The 19,420-nt window shown below is 38.5% G+C and carries 18 protein-coding genes; 1 reads left to right on the top strand and 17 read right to left on the bottom strand.

Going from position 1 to position 19,420, the window contains the following annotated elements:
- Positions 1-14 precede the first annotated feature (14 nt).
- The 12 genes from rnc to AC4BB5_RS01055 all read right to left on the bottom strand — a co-directional run bounded on the left by rnc (position 15) and on the right by AC4BB5_RS01055 (position 13,523).
- Complete coding sequence (rnc, locus tag AC4BB5_RS01110; RefSeq protein ID WP_010770450.1) at positions 15-707, bottom strand: ribonuclease III; 693 nt, start codon at positions 705-707, stop codon at positions 15-17.
- A gap of 234 nt (positions 708-941) precedes the next feature.
- A complete protein-coding gene (gene ndk / locus AC4BB5_RS01105; RefSeq protein WP_490457617.1) occupies positions 942-1,349 on the bottom strand; it encodes a nucleoside-diphosphate kinase in 408 nt (135 codons plus the stop codon).
- Between the two features lie 216 nt (positions 1,350-1,565).
- Entirely contained in the window at positions 1,566-3,344 is a 1,779-nt protein-coding gene (locus AC4BB5_RS01100) for an oligopeptide ABC transporter substrate-binding protein (RefSeq protein WP_490457616.1), read from the bottom strand.
- A 17-nt stretch (positions 3,345-3,361) separates the two neighbouring features.
- A complete protein-coding gene (locus tag AC4BB5_RS01095; protein ID WP_490457615.1) occupies positions 3,362-4,267 on the bottom strand; it encodes an ABC transporter permease in 906 nt (301 codons plus the stop codon).
- Positions 4,268-4,298: 31 nt separating this feature from the next.
- A complete protein-coding gene (gene opp4B / locus AC4BB5_RS01090) occupies positions 4,299-5,261 on the bottom strand; it encodes an oligopeptide ABC transporter permease (RefSeq protein WP_490457614.1) in 963 nt (320 codons plus the stop codon).
- Entirely contained in the window at positions 5,261-6,205 is a 945-nt protein-coding gene (locus AC4BB5_RS01085; RefSeq protein WP_490457613.1) for an ATP-binding cassette domain-containing protein, read from the bottom strand. The genes opp4B and AC4BB5_RS01085 overlap by 1 nt, the downstream gene beginning before the upstream one ends.
- Positions 6,205-7,212: an ABC transporter ATP-binding protein gene (locus AC4BB5_RS01080; protein WP_490457612.1), complete on the bottom strand. Its 1,008-nt coding sequence runs from the start codon at positions 7,210-7,212 to the stop codon at positions 6,205-6,207. Before AC4BB5_RS01080 ends, AC4BB5_RS01085 begins: the two co-directional genes overlap by 1 nt.
- Positions 7,213-7,440: 228 nt before the next feature.
- A complete protein-coding gene (gene acpP, locus AC4BB5_RS01075; protein WP_010761893.1) occupies positions 7,441-7,680 on the bottom strand; it encodes an acyl carrier protein in 240 nt (79 codons plus the stop codon).
- A gap of 143 nt (positions 7,681-7,823) precedes the next feature.
- Positions 7,824-8,822 carry a phosphate acyltransferase PlsX gene (plsX, locus tag AC4BB5_RS01070; RefSeq protein ID WP_490457611.1) on the bottom strand — a complete coding sequence of 333 codons (999 nt, stop codon included), beginning with the start codon at positions 8,820-8,822 and terminating at the stop codon, positions 7,824-7,826.
- A 458-nt stretch (positions 8,823-9,280) separates the two neighbouring features.
- Positions 9,281-11,338, bottom strand: a complete 2,058-nt coding sequence (gene recG, locus AC4BB5_RS01065) for an ATP-dependent DNA helicase RecG (RefSeq protein ID WP_490459012.1) — start codon at positions 11,336-11,338, stop codon at positions 9,281-9,283.
- Positions 11,339-11,421: 83 nt separating this feature from the next.
- Positions 11,422-13,095 carry a DAK2 domain-containing protein gene (locus AC4BB5_RS01060; RefSeq protein WP_490457610.1) on the bottom strand — a complete coding sequence of 558 codons (1,674 nt, stop codon included), beginning with the start codon at positions 13,093-13,095 and terminating at the stop codon, positions 11,422-11,424.
- A 65-nt stretch (positions 13,096-13,160) separates the two neighbouring features.
- Positions 13,161-13,523 (bottom strand): Asp23/Gls24 family envelope stress response protein, encoded by a 363-nt coding sequence (locus AC4BB5_RS01055; protein WP_010761897.1) that lies wholly within the window; start codon positions 13,521-13,523, stop codon positions 13,161-13,163.
- A gap of 266 nt (positions 13,524-13,789) precedes the next feature.
- Here AC4BB5_RS01055 and rpmB point away from each other — a divergent pair, with 266 nt between their 5' ends.
- Entirely contained in the window at positions 13,790-13,978 is a 189-nt protein-coding gene (gene rpmB / locus AC4BB5_RS01050; RefSeq protein ID WP_010761898.1) for a 50S ribosomal protein L28, read from the top strand.
- Between the two features lie 44 nt (positions 13,979-14,022).
- Here the strand turns inward: rpmB and AC4BB5_RS01045 are convergent, their stop codons facing one another.
- From AC4BB5_RS01045 to AC4BB5_RS01025, 5 genes are all read right to left on the bottom strand, one after another.
- Positions 14,023-14,667, bottom strand: a complete 645-nt coding sequence (locus AC4BB5_RS01045) for a thiamine diphosphokinase (RefSeq protein ID WP_490457609.1) — start codon at positions 14,665-14,667, stop codon at positions 14,023-14,025.
- Positions 14,667-15,317: a ribulose-phosphate 3-epimerase gene (rpe, locus tag AC4BB5_RS01040; RefSeq protein ID WP_490457608.1), complete on the bottom strand. Its 651-nt coding sequence runs from the start codon at positions 15,315-15,317 to the stop codon at positions 14,667-14,669. Before rpe ends, AC4BB5_RS01045 begins: the two co-directional genes overlap by 1 nt.
- A 43-nt stretch (positions 15,318-15,360) precedes the next feature.
- Entirely contained in the window at positions 15,361-16,260 is a 900-nt protein-coding gene (gene rsgA / locus AC4BB5_RS01035) for a ribosome small subunit-dependent GTPase A (RefSeq protein WP_490457607.1), read from the bottom strand.
- A gap of 213 nt (positions 16,261-16,473) precedes the next feature.
- Positions 16,474-18,663: a Stk1 family PASTA domain-containing Ser/Thr kinase gene (gene pknB / locus AC4BB5_RS01030; RefSeq protein ID WP_490457606.1), complete on the bottom strand. Its 2,190-nt coding sequence runs from the start codon at positions 18,661-18,663 to the stop codon at positions 16,474-16,476.
- Positions 18,660-19,409, bottom strand: coding sequence for a Stp1/IreP family PP2C-type Ser/Thr phosphatase (locus AC4BB5_RS01025; RefSeq protein ID WP_490459011.1), 750 nt, complete (start codon positions 19,407-19,409; stop codon positions 18,660-18,662). The genes pknB and AC4BB5_RS01025 overlap by 4 nt, the downstream gene beginning before the upstream one ends.
- Positions 19,410-19,420: the final 11 nt, after the last annotated feature.

Genomic DNA, 19,420 nt, shown 5'->3' with positions numbered 1-19,420 from the left:
GGCTCCTTCCAAGCTTACTCAGGATTTTGTTTCAGCGCTTTTTCAGCGGCATCCTGTTCTGCTAATTTCTTCGATTTCCCTTGACCTGTTCCAATCAGTTTTTCGTTGACGTAAACCTCAACAAAAAAGATTCGATCATGAGCAGGGCCTTCCTCATTAACCAAACGGTAGTCAATATTGACATCCCCTTGACGTTGTAAGACTTCTTGTAGATGTGTTTTATGATCCATCTCATGTGAAAAAGCACCGGCATCAATTTTTGGAAAAATGACTTCTGCAATAAATTTCTTGACTGCATCGACTTTTTGATCTAAGAACAAAGCACCTAAAAATGCTTCAAATAAGTCACAAAGTAACGCTGGACGTGTCCGTCCACCAGAATTTTCTTCTCCTTTTCCAAGAAGAATATATTGGTCAAAATGACATTCTTTCGCAAATTTGGATAAACTGTCTTCACGCACAATTGCTGCCCGCATTTTCGTCAGCTTGCCTTCTGGCATTTCCGGGAATTGTTTATACAAATATTGAGAAACCAATAATTCTAAAACGGCATCTCCTAAAAATTCTAATCGTTCATTGTCAGATAGTTTTAAATAGCGATGCTCATTCACATAGGATGAATGGGTAAAAGCTTGTTCTAATAGGTTGACATCATGGAAAACAATGCCGTAACGTTCTTTTAATTCTGTAGTTAGCTGATTGTCCATTTGCTACATTCCTTTAAGTTTATTTACAACCTTCTCTATTATACTTTTTTTTACGGAATTTTTAAATGGTTAGGGAGGATTTGCACTAAAATCACTGCTAAATTCATGGTATTTGAAGGATTTCCTAATGATTTTAGTGTACTTTTATCATAAAGCATGAATATCCTGCCATTTATTCAATAAAAGAAACAAAAAGCGTTCAAGATCGTCATAAAATCTTGATACGCTTTTTATTTAATTTAATTCATTAAAAAATCGTTTAATTTCAACCACAGCCGCCTCTGGTGAATCTGACGCATGAATAATATTTTCGTAACTATTTGCGCCATAATCGCCTCGAATCGTTCCTGGTTCTGCTTCCAAACAATTGGTAGCTCCGATCATTTTTCGAACAGTTTTAATGACGCTGTTTCCTTCTAAGACTAAATAAACAACTTCTGATGAGGTCATATATGTCATCATGTCTTCAAAGAAATCAAATTTCTTCACATGTGCATAATGTTCTTCAGCTAATTCTCTAGACATTTTCGCTACTTTTAATTGGTTTAACTTTAATTGTTTTTTCTCAAATCGTTGAAGAATTTCTCCAACTAATTTACGTGAAACGCCATCTGGCTTAATGATAACGAGTGTTTGTTCCATTTGATTCCTCTCCCTGTTTTCATTTTTAAAACGCTTGTGTTGTAAGCGCTTAACAAGAAGATTATCATGCTTCAAAATTTATGTCTAGGATACAAGTGACAAAAAAAGTTCGTTCTTTGTCATTGTTAGATATAAGCGCTAGGTCCACTCTCCTAATAAATAAAAATAAGTAGCTATGAATTAACTTCATAACTACTTATTTTTCAAATCATTAGCTTAACGTTTTTCAGCTGTTAATTCAATACCATAGTAATCTCTAGTTTCTTCATAATTCCATGTAAATGATTTTACACGGTCATTAATTGGCATGATTTCATTGCGGTACAATGTTGGAATAACTGGTGCTTGTTCAAACATATACTTTTGCCATGCATCATATGCTTCTTTACGTTTTGTATCGTCAAATGAAGATTTTGAATCGATTTCTTTCAATAATTTATCATTTTCTTCTGAAGCAAAACGAGAGTAGTTGAATGCTGCATTACGACTGTACAGTCCACCAGGAGATGGTGCACTGTTTACTCCCCAAGCCGCTTGGAAAACGTCGATTTCAGGATCATCATTTTTGATTTTATCATAGAATGCTTGGAAGTCGATCAAACGACCAGTTGCTAGCTTCACGTCTAAACCAATTTCTTTCCATTGTTGTAGATAGTAATCAGCTAAAGGTTGGGCTGTTTCGCCACCTGCCATTGAGGCAAAATTGATTGTTAGCTTCTCACCTTTAGGATTTTCTCTAAGTCCATCGCCATCTGTATCTTTATAACCTGCATCGTCTAGAATTTTCTTCGCTTTATCTAGATCATATTGATAACCTTTTACATCTGTATTGTGTAATGTTTTAAAAATTGGTGGAATCAATGTTGTTGCCCCAGTACGTAAACCATTGTAGAATTTTTGACCGATTGCATCATTATCCATCGCATAGCCCATTGCTTGACGTAATTTCACATCAGCCATTTTTGCATCTGGATTCATTACAACTTCGCCTTTTTCTTTATCATATGTTCCTAATTTAAAACCAACATATGTGTATGCTAATTCTTCACGCCCTAACATTTGATAGCCTTCTGAGTCTTTGTACGTTGGATAATTATCTGTTGGCATTGAGTAAACCATGTCATATTTTTTCGCTTTAACCGCTTCAACGATTGACGCAGTTGGTACGTTTGTAAATACGATTTTATCTAGTTTAGGTTTACCTTGATAATAGTATTCATTTGGTAAGTATTCCACTGATTCACCTGTTACGATTTTACTCATGTAGTAAGGACCGAATGTTACAGGGTTTTTGCGGACTGCGTCACTTTTCTCTTGATCTTTGATTGGAATATCTTTAAAGACATGTTTTGGCATTGCGTTTGTATAAACACCGCCACTTAATTGTAACATGCCTGGATTCATTTCTTTATAGGTAATTTCGATCGTTTGATCATCAACTTTTTTAATTCCAGAAATAGTATCTGCTTTTCCATCATGGTATTCATCCATACCTACAACATTCATAAAGTCATCATCATAACGAATACCAGTATATTCTTTATTTCCAATTACTTCATAAGGATAAATCAAGTCATCAGCGGTTACAGCTTCACCATCTGACCATTTAATATTATCTTTCAATGTAATTGTGGCTTTCTTGTTATCAACATCTAAATCTAATTTAGCAGCGCCCTCATCTGTGATGACGAAATCATCATCGTATGAGAACAACCCTTCATGGGAAGGACGCATATAATGATAGTCATACGCATCTTGGTAATAGACTTCTGAAAACAACCCTTTAAACTGAGTATCTGACGCAACTGCTACATCCAAAGTCCCGCCTTTGATTGCCTCTTTATCATTTTTGACCTTCATTGTAAATTTACTGATATCCTCAGTTTCTACATTCTTGTTGCCTGAATCCGATTTCTTACCTCCACCGCATGCAGCTAATGTTACAGCTACCACTGCTGTTAATGTAATTAAACCCAAAAGTTTTTTGCTTTTCACACTACTTCCTCCTCTTCTTAACCTAAACGTTGTCTCGCATCTGCTGAACGTTTAAACGCTTGGCCAATATAATTTATACATAACATCATTACCAAAATCAGTACTGATGCAGGTACCCAGATCCATGTTTTATTTGCTAAAACATCGCCATTGCTAGCATAACCGATCAATGTTCCAAGACTCGGCACATTTGTCGGCAAACCAAAACCTAAGAAAGTCAAAGTTGTTTCGATCCCGATATTTGCCGCAAAGTTGATTGTTAAGTTGGTGATGATCAATGAACTTAGATTCGGCATGATTTCTCGAAACATGATTTTAAAATCACTTGTCCCTAAGGTTTTTGAGGCACTCACATAATCTCTGCGAACCTCAGATAACGTTTTACTTCTGAACAGCCGGGCTTTCGCGACCCAATAAAAGGCACTCATTATTCCTACAAAAGACCAAACATTATAATTAGGAATGATTGTAACAAACACAATGATGATCATCATAATCGGTAAAATCATGATAAAGTCAACCACACGCATCACTGCATTATCAAACATTCCACCATAATAACCTGAAACAATACCGATCCCTACACCGATGATCGATGTTAAGATCGTAATCGCAAAGCCGATCACAACAGAATTACGGGCACCAATGATCAATTGCCCAAAAATATCACGTCCGCCTTCGTCTGCTCCTAATATGAAGTTTCCACCTGGCTCTGCATATTTATCTAAAATACTGACTGTCATTACTTTGTCTTGATCGGTCAATAAAGCACCGATGAAAACAACCAATAAAATGGCTACTAACAGTACAAGTGAGAAAATCGCTAATTTATCTTTTTTGAATTCTCTTGCGATCATTCGAAATCCCATCGGTGGGATCGTTTCTGGTACAGCAACTGCTGCAGTTTCTTTATTTTTATCCATCTCGTCTCTTCCTCTCCTTAAAATTGATTTTCTATTGAACCCGAATCCGCGGATCTACAAGACTCATGACGATATCTGAAATCAGATTCCCGACGAGCGTTGCAACTCCTAAAATCAATACTAAGGCCGTGATTACTGCATAATCACGTTGTCCGATCGAGTCGATAAATAATTTCCCAATCCCCGGATAGCCAAAGATTTTTTCAATAACTACCGAACCACTAATCAAAGCGGTGATTTCATAACTAAGTTGAGAAACGATTGGTAATGAAGCATTTCTGAAAATATGTCTTGTATAGACTTTATTTGTCGGTACCCCTTTTGAACGAGCCGTCCGAACATAATCTAGCGACTGTGAATCAATGACTTCATTACGTAAATACTGGATCGTGATCGCCGTTCCAAGCAAAGCTTGAGATAGTGCTGGTAAAATTAAATGATAGAAGCGATCCCAGATATATGCACCAGTTCCCGGCTCAACACCACTGGAGATTGAACCTGTCGTTGGAAACCAATCTAAACGATACCCGAAAATAAATAGCATAACCAATGCAAAAATAAATGGTGGTACAGCGAAACTGAAAAAGTTATAAATTACGACAAATTTATCTAAAATAGAATTTTGGTAGCGACCTGATAAAACACCTAATGGCAAAGCGATCGCATACATGATCACAACTGTTACTAAGGACAGAAGAATAGTATTAATCGCACGGCTGCCAATCAAAGTCGAAACTGGTAATTTGAAAATAAAGCTCTCACCAAAATCACCGTGGAAAACATTGGCGATCCAGCGAACATACTGTGTTGTCCAGGGATCATTCAACCCAGCCGATTCACGCATCTTCTCAATAACTGCTGGATCAGTATTTGGGTTAATCAATCCAGTAAATGGATCACCCGGCATCATTTTGGCTAACATAAAAATCAATACGCTTAAAATCAAAATTTGAGGGATCATAAAGAGTACACGTCGTAAAATCGTTTTCCACATTAGACCTCACCTCCATCTTTTAGCGCTACTTGATGTGTTTCACTAATTTTACGCAAATCATACACGCGACCATTTTGATCGTAATAATCTTTTTGATGCTCGATATAATCTTTTTCTACTTGGCGACGTTGCGCTTTATGCTCTTCACGATTGGCAACATCGATTTTAGGAATTGCAGATAATAAACGTTTTGTATAGATATGTTGTGGGTTTGTGTAAATATCCTGGCGTGTGCCAATCTCTACAAAACGGCCTTTATACATAATTGCGATGTTATCACACATATGCTTTACAACACCCAGATCATGTGAAATGAATAAATAGCTCAAGCCATACTCTTCTTGGATATTTTTCATAAAATTCAATACTTGTGCTTGAACTGATAAATCTAAAGCTGAAACTGGTTCATCCGCAATAATCAGTTTAGGATTCGTTGCAACAGCTCTCGCCACGCCTAAACGCTGACGCTGTCCACCTGAGAATTCATGCGGATATTTATACAATGCATCTTCTGGCATCCCAACGATGTCCAAAAGCCCTTTGACCTTTTTCTTTTCCTCTTGATCACTCAACCGTTCAAAATTGCGAATCGGCTCTGCAATAATGTCCAGCACACGTTTTTTAGGGTTTAAGCTAGACATTGAATCTTGAAAAATCATTTGAACATCTTTGTTGTATTTCATGGCTTTTCGGTTATACGCTTTTGTCACGTCTTTATCTTGATACGAAATGCTGCCGCTCGTGACTTTTTCTAAGCCGATGATTGCTTTTCCTGTGGTAGATTTTCCAGAACCAGATTCACCAACTAAACCGTATGTTTTGCCTTTTTCAATAATAAAATCAACACCATCAACTGCCAACACATGATCGGTCACTCTATTGAAGAAACCACTGCGGATAGGATAATGAACTTTCAAGTCTTTGATTTGAATGATTTCTGCCATTATACTTCCTCCCGATCGTCTCTAAAATGGAAATGCTGATAACACGTGCAACGGACAAAATGCCCTTCTGACACTTCATGCAATGTTGGTTCTGCCTCATGTGCATCTTCTGAAATCCAAGGAATTCTAGGTGCAAAACGGCATCCCTCTCTTGGTAACTTACTTAACGAAGGAACCACGCCTTCGATCACATGTAATTGACTGTCATCTGAATTTTCTTGTGGAATTGATTGCAGTAAAGAACGTGTATATGGATGCTTTGGATTGTTGAACAATTCTTCAGCAGTTGCCACTTCAACGAATTGTCCTGCGTACATCACAGCCACCTTATCGGCCATTTCAGCTACTACACCTAAATCATGAGTAATCAAAATAATACCGGAACCCGTTTCTTCCTGTAGATCTTTCAGTAAATCTAAAATTTGTGCTTGAATCGTTACATCTAACGCTGTAGTTGGTTCATCAGCGATAATAATTGCTGGTTTACATGCAATAGCAATTGCAATAATCACACGCTGACGCATTCCTCCAGATAATTCATGAGGATATTGTTTTCCTACTCGTTCAGGATTAGGTATCCCTACTTGAGTCAATAATTCAATCACTCGCGCTTGTTTTTGCTCTGTATTCATATCTGTATGATAAGTCAAGCTTTCTTTGATCTGATCTTCAATTCTCATCAAAGGATTCAGTGCTGACAAAGGATCTTGGAAAATCATCCCAATATCATTACCACGTATTTTGTTATATAATTCTTCATTAAAAGTAGTCAAGTTTAAGTCTTTATAAATAATTTCCCCTGTTACACGGGTATTGTTTGCATCGTGTAACCCAATAATCGTTGTTGCTAAAGTACTTTTTCCACAACCAGACTCACCAACGATCGCTAAGATTTCATTTTTTCCTAATTCAAAGGACACATCATCAACTGCATCATAGTACTCATCTTTAATACGAAACCCTGTGTGCAGATGTTGAACGTCTAATAATTGATTTCCATCACTCACTTTATACACTCCTCCACGCTAATTAAATCTTTTATCACAATAAAAAATCTTATTAAAAAACCATACTTTTTTAAACTTTTTCCTTATATTCTCATTGTAATCATTTTTAAGCAATTGTATATAATATTTGTAAAAATTGCAACATTTTGGTAATGCAAAATCGTCTATATGGTAAAAAAAAGTAGAGCAAAACAGGATTTGTTTTGTTCTACTTTTTTTCATTTCAAATTATAAGTTATTCATAATATAATCTACAGCGGCACCAACTGTTTCAATTTGCTCTGCATCTTCATCAGAAATTTCTGTACCAAACTCATCTTCCAGCTCTAAAACAAATTCCATTACACTAATTGAATCTGCATTCAAGTCATCTTTAATGTTTAATTGATCTGTCACTTTCTCAGCTTCAATATCAAAGTGGTTTGAGATAATCTTCGCTACTTTTTCAAGTACTTCTTCACGAGTCAACTGTATTCACCTCCACTGCTTTTGAAAAGCGTTTCTCTAAAATGAGTTAAACGCTATGATACATTGTACTCACAATTAATCGATTTGTCCATCTTTTTTTGCAAAACTATTACAATATGGTTGCAAACAGGTTGCGGAAATAGTTATTCTTTTGTTTCGTAATAGCGAACAAGTTGCGGTACAACCTCTGTTTGCAGCATTGTATGAATTTGACGAATCGTATAACGAACAGCCTCTGGTCCTGTTGATCCGTGAGTCTTGATGACCGGTGCTTTCAATCCAAACAGAACCGCTCCGCCATGTTTCGAGTAATCCATTTCATTTTTCATACCACGCAATGCATTTTTCAAAAGTAATGCCCCCATCTTGCCCTTGAAGCCTTCCGCAAGAATTGATGATTTTAAAAGTCCCATCATATTTAATGCTGTTCCTTCAATGGATTTCAACACAGCATTCCCTGTAAAACCATCCGTTACGACAACATCGGCTGCTCCGCTTAGTAAATCACGCGCTTCTACATTGCCGATGAAATTAATACTTTCTTCTTCTGAAAGTAATTCAAAAGCTTTCTTAGTCAGCTCACTGCCTTTTGTTTCTTCTGCACCATTATTTAAAAGTGCTACACGAGGTTTCATGATATTTCTAACTTTTTCAGCATAAAAAGAACCTAATACCGCATATTGAACAAGATGCTCTGGTTTGTTATCCGCGTTTGCGCCTAAATCTAGCATATCGAATCCGCCATCTGGTTGACCAATGACCGGCAAAGTCGACATCAATCCTGGGCGCTCTACATTTTTGATTCGTCCAACGATGAATAATCCAGCTGCTAACAACGCGCCTGTGTTTCCAGCAGAAAAAATCGCATCTGCTTCTCCATTTTTTACTGCTTGTGCTGCTAAAACCATCGAAGCTGTTTTCTTCCGACGAATCGCTTTTACAGGTTCATCATCACTATTGATTTTTTCATCCGTATGGATAATCGTAATATTCGTTTCATCTGTTACATATTTTTTAATTTCAGGCTCTTTTCCATAAAGTAAAAACTCAATCTCCGGAAAATCTTGTTTGGCCAACATCACGCCTTCAACAATAGCCTGCGGCGCATGATCGCCACCCATTGCATCTACTGCAATCTTCATAACATAGTCCCTCCTAGGTAAATTACAATAAGTAGTATAACATATCGAAAAGCAGAACGAACCGTTTTGCTCTGACAGAAAAATAGGGAAGCCTATTTGCGACGCTCTGTTGTCACTAATAAGATTCATCTTTTTTCCGAAGAGCTGGTTCGTGTAGCTAGATCAGCAAAAAACAGAACGAACCGTTTTGCTCTGACAGAAAAATAGGGAAGCCTATTCGTGGCGCTCTGTTGTCACTAATAAGATTCATCTTTTTTCCGAAGAGCTGGTTCGTGTAGCTGGATCAGCGAAAAGCAGAACGAACCGTTTTGCTCTGACAGAAAAATAGGGAAACCTATTCGTGACGCTCTGTTGTCACTAATAGGATTCATCTTTTTTCCGAAGAGCTGGTTCGTGTAGCTGGATCAGCGAAAAGCAGAACAGCTCTTCCTTCATTCTTTTCTAACTTCTTAATAATATTAATCAAAGAACTGTTGCTCGTCATCATTGGGCTTGATTTTATCAGCAATCCCACGATACTCCGGCAAGATCCACCACTGGTCTTTTTTCCAGATGGCACTAGCCTCTTGCCGAGCAACTTCAAGAATATTAAAATCCGTCACGATATCTCCAACCGCAAATTGAGGCACACCAGATTGTCTAGCACCAAATACTTCCCCTGGGCCTCGTAGTTCTAAATCTTTTTCACTCAGTACAAAACCATTGTTGGTTTCAGTCATGATTTTCATTCGTTCTACGCCCATTTCGTTTTTAGGGTTGGCGACAAGAATACAATAAGATGCATCCGACCCCCGTCCAACACGTCCCCGAAGTTGATGTAATTGCGCCAAACCAAAGCGATCGGCATCCATAATCAACATAACCGTTGCATTCGGAACGTTGACACCAACTTCGATCACCGTAGTAGAAACCAAAATCTGTAAGTTGTTTTCTTTAAACTCCTGCATGATTTCTTCTTTTTCCTGATTTTTCATCTTGCCATGAAGTAGTCCTACTTGATACGTAGGATTAAAAAAAGCAGACATGTGTTCAAAAATTTCTGTAGCATTTTTAACATCTAGCGCTTCTGATTCCTCGATCAAAGGACAAATCACATAGGCCTGATGACCGCGAGCCAGTTCTTTCCCCATCCATTCTAAAACAGTATCCAATTGAGGCGGTCGAATCCAACGTGTTTCGATTGGGATGCGACCTGCTGGCATTTCATCAATAATAGAAACATCCATCTCGCCAAAAGCTGTGATTGCTAATGTTCGAGGAATTGGAGTAGCCGTCATGAACAACACATCCGGCTTCAAGCCTTTCTCTCTTAATACCTTACGTTGATTCACACCAAATCGATGTTGCTCATCCGTGATCACTAACCCTAACCGCCGAAAAATAACATCATCTTGAATCAAAGCGTGTGTTCCGATGATAATGTCTATCTCACCTGTTGCTAATTGCTCAAGAATCTCTCGACGTTCCCTCGTCTTAGTCGACCCAGTTAATAGCGCTACGCGAACTTCTAAGGGATCGTATAACTGTTGTAGACTTTGCATATGTTGTTGGGCTAAGATCTCTGTCGGCACCATTAAAGCCCCTTGAAAGCCAGCTGTCATCGTTGCATAAAGGGCGATTGCCGCTACAACTGTTTTTCCGCTTCCAACATCTCCTTGAAGCAAGCGCTGCATGTGGTTTGGACTCATTAAGTCCCAACAAATCTCATTGGTTACCTTTTTTTGAGCTGCAGTCAGCTCAAAAGGAAGTTTTTGTGTAAAGGATTTTAAGCGATCCACATCATATTGAATAATCAATCCATTTTTTTCCGCTTTTTCTTGCCTCTTCAACCCTTGCATTTTCAATTGAAATAAGAAAAACTCTTCAAATACAACTCGTCGCTTTGCTTGATGACTTTCTTCTGGATTACTTGGAAAATGCATAGCAAACATCGCTGTTTTTCTTGGCATCAAGCGATATTTTTCTAGTAGTTCTTCTGGTAAAACCTCAGAAACCATTTCCCCATATTTTTCAAAACCCGTACGAATAAGCTGGATCAAGCTGCTTTGGCGAATTTTTTTATTAACATGATAAATCGGCGCAAAATCTTCTCCATCATTTTTTGCCGCTAAAATTTTCATGCCATTCAATGATTTTCGTTTAGCGTCCCATTTGCCATAAACCGCAATTTCTTCTGACATTACGATTTTATCTTTCAAATAGGGCTGATTAAAGAAGGAAACATTGATCACAGCATGATCTTGCATCATCCGAAACATCATTCGGCTCTTTTTATAACCATATCGGCTGACAACAGGTTCAGACACTACTAGTCCTTTTAGTGTGACTTTTTCTTGATCTTGAATTTCATTTAATTCTTTTTCTTGGATATCATCATAACGAAAAGGATAATAAGTCAACAAATCTTCGATCGTCTGAATCCCTAGTTCTTTTAAGTTTTCTGCTCGCTTTGGTCCAACGCCCGGCAATACACCGATGTCATCTGATACGTTCACCAATTTTCCTCCTCTCGTTATATAGTTACGTGATTCGCTCTGTTTTTGTTTATTTTCTATAGAAAAAGCCAAACAACAAGTGTCTGGCCTCCGTAAGTTATTTATTATTCAGCTGAAAATAGATATGGATAAACAGGTTGTCCACCTTCATGAAGCTCTGTTTCAAGATCTTCATATTCAGCAGTCAACGCTTCTACAAATTTTTCAGCTTCTGTCATTGTACCACCTTCACCGATAATGATCGTTACGATTTCTGTATCTTCATCGATCATACGTTTTAGTGTATCCAATGATGCCTTAAACATATCTGGTTCTGATACAACGATTTTGCCATCGATCATCCCTAGATAGTCATCTTTTTTGATTTCAACATTATCGATCGTTGTATCACGTACAGCTGTTGTTACTTGCCCGCTGACAACACTTTCGATCATTTCTGTCATGGTTGATTTATTTTCTTCAAGGGTTTGTTGATCATTGAATGCAAGCATTGCTGTCATTCCTTGCGAGATTGTTTTCGTTGGAACAACCACCACTGGAATATCCGCTACTTCCGCTGCTTGATCAGCTGCCATGAAGATATTTTTATTATTAGGTAAGATAATCACTTGATCAGCGTTCACTTCTTTAACAGCTTTCAAAATATCTTCGGTACTTGGGTTCATTGTTTGACCACCGCTGATGATGTAACTTGCACCAAGACTGCGGAACAATTCTTGAACACCTTCTCCTGCTGCAATTGCAATAACGGCATAAGGTACACGCGCTTTTTGAACAACGGCTGCTTTTGCATCATGCTCTACTAGCGTTTCATGTTGTAGGCGCATATTGTCAACTTTGATTTTCACTAATGAACCAAATTTTTGTCCGTAGTTCATCACTTCGCCTGGATGTTCTGTATGCACGTGAACTTTGATGATTTCATCGTCATTTACGACAAGTAAAGAATCACCTAATTCATTTAAGTAGTTTCTAAATGTTTCATAATCGAAATCACTGTCCACCGTTGGACCTTCACCGATTTGAACCATAATTTCTGTACAATAACCGAATTTGATATCTTCAGTTGCTACGTGTCCACTAACGCCGCGGTGATGTTCAGCATTGACCATCTCGTCCATTTCACCAGGACTCGGCTCATAAACTTCAGTTGCTAAAAATTCACCTGACAAAGCTTCTAAAAATCCTTCGTAGATAAATAGTAAACCTTGACCACCACTATCGACAACGCCAACTTCTTTTAATACTGGCAAAAGATCAGGTGTTTTAGCTAAAGCGCGCTTTGCACCTTTCACAACTGCTTCCATCACTTCAATACAGTCATCTGTCTCTTTTGCCTTACGTTCACCAGAACGAGCAGCTTCACGAGAAACAGTCAAAATCGTGCCTTCTACAGGTTTCATAACTGCTTTATATGCAGTTTCCACACCATGAGTAAACGCTGCTGCTAAATCTTTCGCATTCAACGTCTCAACGTCTGGAATCTGTTTTGAAAAACCACGGAATAATTGCGATAAGATAACACCAGAGTTTCCTCTAGCACCCATTAATAATCCTTTTGAAAGAATCGTTGTTAATTCTCCGACTTTTTCAGAACGAGAATCTGCTACTGCTTTTGCTCCACTTGTCATAGATAAATTCATATTTGTTCCTGTATCGCCATCTGGTACAGGGAAAACGTTCAATGAGTTGACATACTCTGCATTTACATGCAAACGACTCGCACCAGCCTGAACCATCTCTTGGAACTGACTTGCACTGATTTCTGTTACATTCACCTAAAAAATCCTCCTTTGAGATTCCTGCAGATAGATGATAGTTTATCTATCTAGCAGCTGGCTACCTAGTCAGGCAACACACGAACACCTTGCACAAATACATTGACAGAATTAGCGGTTACGCCAAGTAGTGTTTCAAGGTTATATTTTACTTTTTCTTGTACATTACGAGAAACTTCTGAAATTTTTGTTCCATAGCTTACAATTGTATATACGTCGACCGCAACGCCATTTTCTTCTTGACGTACGACAACGCCTTTAGAATAATTTTCTTTACGCAAAATGCCATTTAAATTATCTTTGATTTGGTTTTTACTAGCCATACCGACGATTCCGTAGATATCTGTCGCAGCACCGCCAACGACCGTGGCAATAACCTCATTGGTAATCTCAATGGTGCCTGCTGGTGTTTTGATTTTTACAGCCATTGATGAAAGCCTCCTTAAAGAGCACAATTGCCCTATTTTCTTCTATAATATTTTAACATAGGCATACCTTAATGAAAAGGAACTTATCTAGATAATTATAGAGCGTCTCATCGAATTTACCAATAATTGTATAATTTACATCGTTTGAAGGGAAATGTCAAACTGATTTGAAAATCCCCTTGCAAAAAACTGCTTTCTGTGATAAATTAAGTTAGTATGAGCTGAAAAATATCGCTCCGAGATCAAAGCAAAGGAGGAAACTAAAAATGGCAAAAGTATGTTACTTTACTGGTCGTAAGACAAGCAGCGGCAATAACCGCTCACATGCAATGAACGCTACTAAACGTACTGTTAAACCTAACTTGCAAAAAGTTCGTGTATTAATAGACGGTAAACCTAAAAAAGTTTGGGTGTCAACTCGTGCTTTGAAATCTGGTAAAATCGAGCGTGTTTAATAGAACGTAATCAAAAAGCTGAACGGCATGCCGTTCAGCTTTTTTTATTTATCATCGCAACTTTGGATCACAGCAATCATCCCTGTATCAAATGAAAATCCAGCTGTTTCTCCTACAAATTCATTACTTGCATAAGAAGTAGGAATCGCAACATCCACATGATCTAACGTATATTTACTTTCTGTTAACGTCAGATTTGTAACTGGTATTAAACAGCAATATGCCAAATAAGTCATTCCTACTTCTTTTTTCACAATATAGTCCCCAGGAAGATAATAGGAGACGCTATTTTTGCAATCTTTCAATTTTATTTGGTGTGCAAAGTCTTGAAACCGTGGTTCCAGTGGGAGCCATAAATTTGCTAAAAAGTGATCCAAGCGACCACCCGTTGCACCTATGATCGTAATCTTAGCTTCTGGAAATTTTTCAAGCGTGTGCGCCAAAGCCAGTTGGGTATCGGTGTCATCTTTTTCCGCTTGTGCCTGCACAAGTTCTCCCGCCTGCCATTGGACACGTTGTTGTTCATCAGCCGTTAAAGAATCAAAATCCCCCACCGCTAAATTTAACGGCCAACCATTCTCTACGATATATAAGCTTCCTCTATCGATACCTACAATATAATCAAATTCCTCAAGGTCAAACTGTGGCCACTTATCAGGCGAACCACCTGCCACAAGAAGAATATTCATTAATCTAACACTGCTCTCAATGCGGCGATACGCTCTTTAGGGCTTTCCGAATCATAGATATAAGAACCCGCTACAAAAACATTAGCGCCTGCTTCTTTACAACGTTTAGCTGTCTCTGGAACGATTCCCCCGTCTACCTCGATATCATACGTATAGCCTTTCGATTCTTTCCATTCTTTTAATTGAGCAATCTTATCTAATGAACTTTCTATAAATGATTGCCCGCCAAAACCAGGATTTACGGTCATGATCAAAACTTGATCAACCAAATCCAATACATACTCGATCGCAGATAATGGTGTTCCAGGATTAATTACTACTCCGGCTTTTACACCAGATGCTTTAATCATTTGAATCGCACGATGGATATGCGGCGTAGATTCTTCATGAACAGTAATAATGTCCGCACCTGCTTTAGCAAAATCTTCAATATAATTTTCTGGCTGAACGATCATCAGATGAACATCTAAAGGCAATTTTGTTACTGGTCGAATCGCTGAAACAACATTAGGCCCTAAGGTAATATTAGGCACAAATTGGCCATCCATCACATCTACATGAATGTAGTCTGCCCCTAATTTTTCGACTAACTGAATATCTCTTTCTAAATTGGCAAAATCGGCGCTTAAAATCGATGGTGCTAGTTTCATTAAAACCACTCCTTGAATTTTGTAAGTTCGTTCTTAGCATTCATTATTTTTTCTTATAAATTGGTCTACGATTTTCTATTTCTAGTAAAAACTGCAGATAATTGTCATAACGTGTTTGAGCAATCGTTCCTACTTCTACACGTTTTTTCACTTCACAACCCGGTTCTTTACGGTGCATGCATTCACGAAACTTGCATGAGACTGATGCTTCTACAAATTCTGGAAACTGCTTCGGTAATTCGGTTGTTTCCATTTCTAAAAAGTCGATTGAGCTAAAGCCAGGTGTGTCTGCGACTAACCCGTCATACAACGGCAACAGCTCCACATGACGAGTGGTATGTTTTCCTCGTCCTAACGATTCAGAAATTTCATCGGTCGCTAACTGTAAATCAGGCGAAATTTTGTTTAGCAACGTTGATTTTCCCGCACCGGACTGGCCCATAAAAACAGTCAGTCGTTCAGGAAAATACTGTTCTAACCTGTGAACTGCTTCTTCATCATCCGCTTTTGTTGCTGCAATTACAGGATATCCAATCTCTTCATAAACCTTTTTGACATCCGCCACACTGACTGATTCAGTTCCCGTCAGCAAATCAACTTTCGTCAAATAAATGATTGGGGCAATTCCTTTGTCTTCTAATGTGACTAAAAATCGATCCATTAAATTGTATGAAAAATTGGGTTCCACCATACTCATCACAATTACGCCTTGATCCACATTTGCTACTGGGGGACGCACCAGCTCATTATGTCTAGGAAAAACTTCAAGCAAATAGCCATCGGTTGGATTGTCGCTTTCAAACATGACTTCATCGCCAACTAGCGGGGTGATCTTTCGATTACGAAAATTACCACGAGCTCTTGTTTGAAATGTTGCGCCATCTGCATAAATGTAGTAAAAACCACTTAATGCTTTTCTGATTTGACCTTCCAGAAATGCCACCTCCTCGTTTCTATTGCTTCCATTCTACCATAGGTTAAAGAAAAGCTAAACGTGGGCCCTGTTAAATTAATTTTCCACTCTAAGAAATTGGGCTTAGCGTGTTTATTTCCGAAGCTCCAACTCTTAGTTGTTTAGCCTTTAAATCCCACCACTATTTTCCGACTAAAAAAAGCTAGGACATAACTCTATGAGCCACATCCTAACCTCTACTTATCAATTGTTTTCATTACCTGTTGAATCCGTTGAACTTGAGAAATTAACGGTGACAGATGTTCCCTTTGCAACACTATCACCAACGCTTGGTGATATACTCGTTACCGTTCCTTTGGCTGCATCACCTGTCCCCTGCACATACTTCAAACCCGTACTTTCTATTTGAGACTTAGCTTCGGACTGAGAAAGCCCCACAACGTTTGGAACACTGACATTACTTGGCCCATTGCTGACTTTTAAAGTAATTCTGCCATTTTTAAGATCAAATGTTGCACCTGCACCTGGATCTTGTGAAATGACCGTTCCTTTCGGCAAGTCACTAGCTTCGTCTACTCGCGAAATTTGATTTTCTTTGATCCCTAAGCTAGTCAGAGCATTTACCGCATTTTCATATGTGTAACTCTCGGCATAACTGCCTAGAACGACCGTACTGGCTTCAGAGCTCGTCGTTGTTGTTTTATCAGGTCCAGAACTTACTGTTAACCTGATCTTACCTTTTTTAGGATTAAACGGATTACCTGCTGCAGGATTTTGTTCCATAACTAAATCCTTGGCTACCGTATCGCTTGGTTTATCCACTCGAGTGATCTGACTTTCTTTAATTCCATAACTCAACAACTCAGTTACAGCGTTATTGTAGCTATAGCCTAAACTCGCATAATCAGCTAAATAGATATCATCTGGTCCTTTACTAACAACTAAAGTAATCTCATCGGTTTTCGGATCAACTTCAACACCTTCTTTTGGTGTTTGACTAATGACTTTGTCTTCGTCAACTTTAGAGTCTGTTTCTTTCGTAATTTTGATTTGACTCTCTTTAAAGCCAAGTTTACCTAACGCTTCAATAGCATCTTTATACTCTTCTCCAGCATAATCATCAAGCTTGATTTTCTTATTTCCTGAGCTTATATAAAGTTCGACCTCACGATTCTTTTTCACCGTAGAATCAATAGCTGGATCAGTTTTAACTACTTTTCCTTCATCGATGGATTCGTCTGGAATTTCTTTGGTCTCATCTTTGACTTTCAGCCCGGCATCTTCCAACATTTTTCGTGCTTGTTCTTCAGTTTTGTTTTCTACATTGGGAATCTTGACTTCACTGCTGCCTCGCCCCGCAAAATAGAAAAATCCACCAACAATCAAAGCCAATGCTAACAAGATTAGAAAAATAATCAATGGCTTTTTTTTCTTTTTCTTCTTTGCAGCTTTTTCCTGCTCTTCAATTTCTTCATGTTCATTCCGCTCTTCAGGTGGTGTTTCCATCGAATTAAAAGAAGATGGCATCGCCATTTCGTCTGTTATCGGGGTCAAAATTTTCGTTTCACCCATCAAACCTGTTGGTTGCCATTTCGGCTCGTTCAAGCGATTCGCCGCTAATACCGTATATAAATCACGTGACATTTCTTCAGCGGTTTTATAACGATCAGCTGGATCTTTAGCCGTTGCATGTAATACTACATTTTCCAACGATTGAGGAATATTAGGATCAAAGTTTTTGACCGATGGCATCTCTTCTTGGAAATGTTTCAACGCAATCGTTACTGCTGATTCACCATCAAACGGCACATTCCCTGTCAACATTTCATATAAAATGATCCCAACCGCGTAAACATCTGACTGATTGGTTGCCATACTGCCGCGCGCTTGTTCTGGAGATAGATAGTGAACTGAGCCCAGCATCGTATTAGTTTGTGTAATTGATGTTTCGGTCAGTGCAATAGCAATCCCGAAATCCGTGATTTTTACAACGCCGCTTTCATCCATCAAAATATTTTGTGGTTTTAAATCTCTGTGAATGATTCTATGTTCATGTGCTAGTGATACTGCTGATAAAATTTGTTCCATGATATCAACAATCTTTGCATATGGAATCGGGTATTGTGTCTGAATAAATCGTTTTAGATCCATTCCTTTCACATACTCCATTACTAAGTACTGCAAACCATCTTCTTCGCCTACATCGTAGACGCTGACGATATTTGGATGAACTAATTCAGTTGCGGCTAAGGCTTCTCGTTGAAAGCGACGGATTGCCGCTTGATCATTTTGGAAATCAAAGCGCAGTACTTTGACAGCAACATCTCGATCCAAAATCAAGTCATGCGCTAAAAAAACATTCGCCATACCGCCACTGCCGATATTGCCAATAATATGATATCGACCATTCAATTTTCTGCCGATTTCGATCATTGGTTTTCCTCCTTTTGTTCGTCAAAATGGATCACTAAAACGGTGATATTATCCGCTCCACCTGCTTCATTGGCTGTCGTGATCAATGTTTCAACTTTTTGCTCTAAGGTGTTTTCCGAAAGTAGAATAGCTAAAATATCTTCTTCCGACACCATATTCGTCAGCCCATCTGAGCATAGTAATATATAATCATCCGGTACCAAAAGATGATTTGCTACATCAACCTCCACTGTTCTAGGCATACCTAAAGAACGCGTCAAAACATTCTTTCTTGGATGATTCGCAGCCATTTCGCGAGTGATTTCACCAGATTTTACCAGCTCATTCACTAAAGAATGATCTTCGGTCAGTTGACGCAATTGATTATTACGAACTAAATAAGCTCGGCTATCACCAATATTAGCCAATACGAATGATTGCTCCAGCAATACTGCACTAACGATCGTAGTTCCCATACCCAAATATTCAGGTCGAGACTGGCCTTTTTCATAAATCATTTCATTTTCGTCTTGGATTTCTTTGATCAGCCACTGTGCTGCCTTTTCTGATGTATCGATAAGACTTTCTTGCCAGCGCTCGCCTAGATTATTGACTGCCATTTGACTCGCAACATCACCAGCCTGATGACCGCCCATTCCATCCGCTAGAATAGCTAAAGAAACGCCTGATTTATTCTCAAATAGTCCAGCGTAATCTTGATTTGTATTGCGTTTCCGTCCAACATCTGTTTGAAAATTGATTTCCACCATGCTTCACC

It is taken from the genome of Enterococcus sp. AMC1252 (assembly GCF_058216515.1).
Note: the sequence above shows the minus strand (reverse complement) of the source record. Positions and strands in the feature narration are given on the sequence as shown.

What these genes read in the sequence shown, in the direction of transcription:
- rnc (WP_010770450.1), bottom strand. Translation starts at nt 707, where the DNA reads ATGGACAATCAGCTAACTACAGAATTAAAAGAACGTTACGGCATTGTT.
- ndk (WP_490457617.1), bottom strand. Translation starts at nt 1,349, where the DNA reads ATGGAACAAACACTCGTTATCATTAAGCCAGATGGCGTTTCACGTAAA.
- AC4BB5_RS01095 (WP_490457615.1), bottom strand. Translation starts at nt 4,267, where the DNA reads ATGGATAAAAATAAAGAAACTGCAGCAGTTGCTGTACCAGAAACGATC.
- opp4B (WP_490457614.1), bottom strand. Translation starts at nt 5,261, where the DNA reads ATGTGGAAAACGATTTTACGACGTGTACTCTTTATGATCCCTCAAATT.
- AC4BB5_RS01085 (WP_490457613.1), bottom strand. Translation starts at nt 6,205, where the DNA reads ATGGCAGAAATCATTCAAATCAAAGACTTGAAAGTTCATTATCCTATC.
- plsX (WP_490457611.1), bottom strand. Translation starts at nt 8,822, where the DNA reads ATGAAGATTGCAGTAGATGCAATGGGTGGCGATCATGCGCCGCAGGCT.
- AC4BB5_RS01055 (WP_010761897.1), bottom strand. Translation starts at nt 13,523, where the DNA reads ATGGCTGTAAAAATCAAAACACCAGCAGGCACCATTGAGATTACCAAT.
- rpmB (WP_010761898.1), top strand. Translation starts at nt 13,790, where the DNA reads ATGGCAAAAGTATGTTACTTTACTGGTCGTAAGACAAGCAGCGGCAAT.
- AC4BB5_RS01045 (WP_490457609.1), bottom strand. Translation starts at nt 14,667, where the DNA reads ATGAATATTCTTCTTGTGGCAGGTGGTTCGCCTGATAAGTGGCCACAG.
- rpe (WP_490457608.1), bottom strand. Translation starts at nt 15,317, where the DNA reads ATGAAACTAGCACCATCGATTTTAAGCGCCGATTTTGCCAATTTAGAA.
- pknB (WP_490457606.1), bottom strand. Translation starts at nt 18,663, where the DNA reads ATGATCGAAATCGGCAGAAAATTGAATGGTCGATATCATATTATTGGC.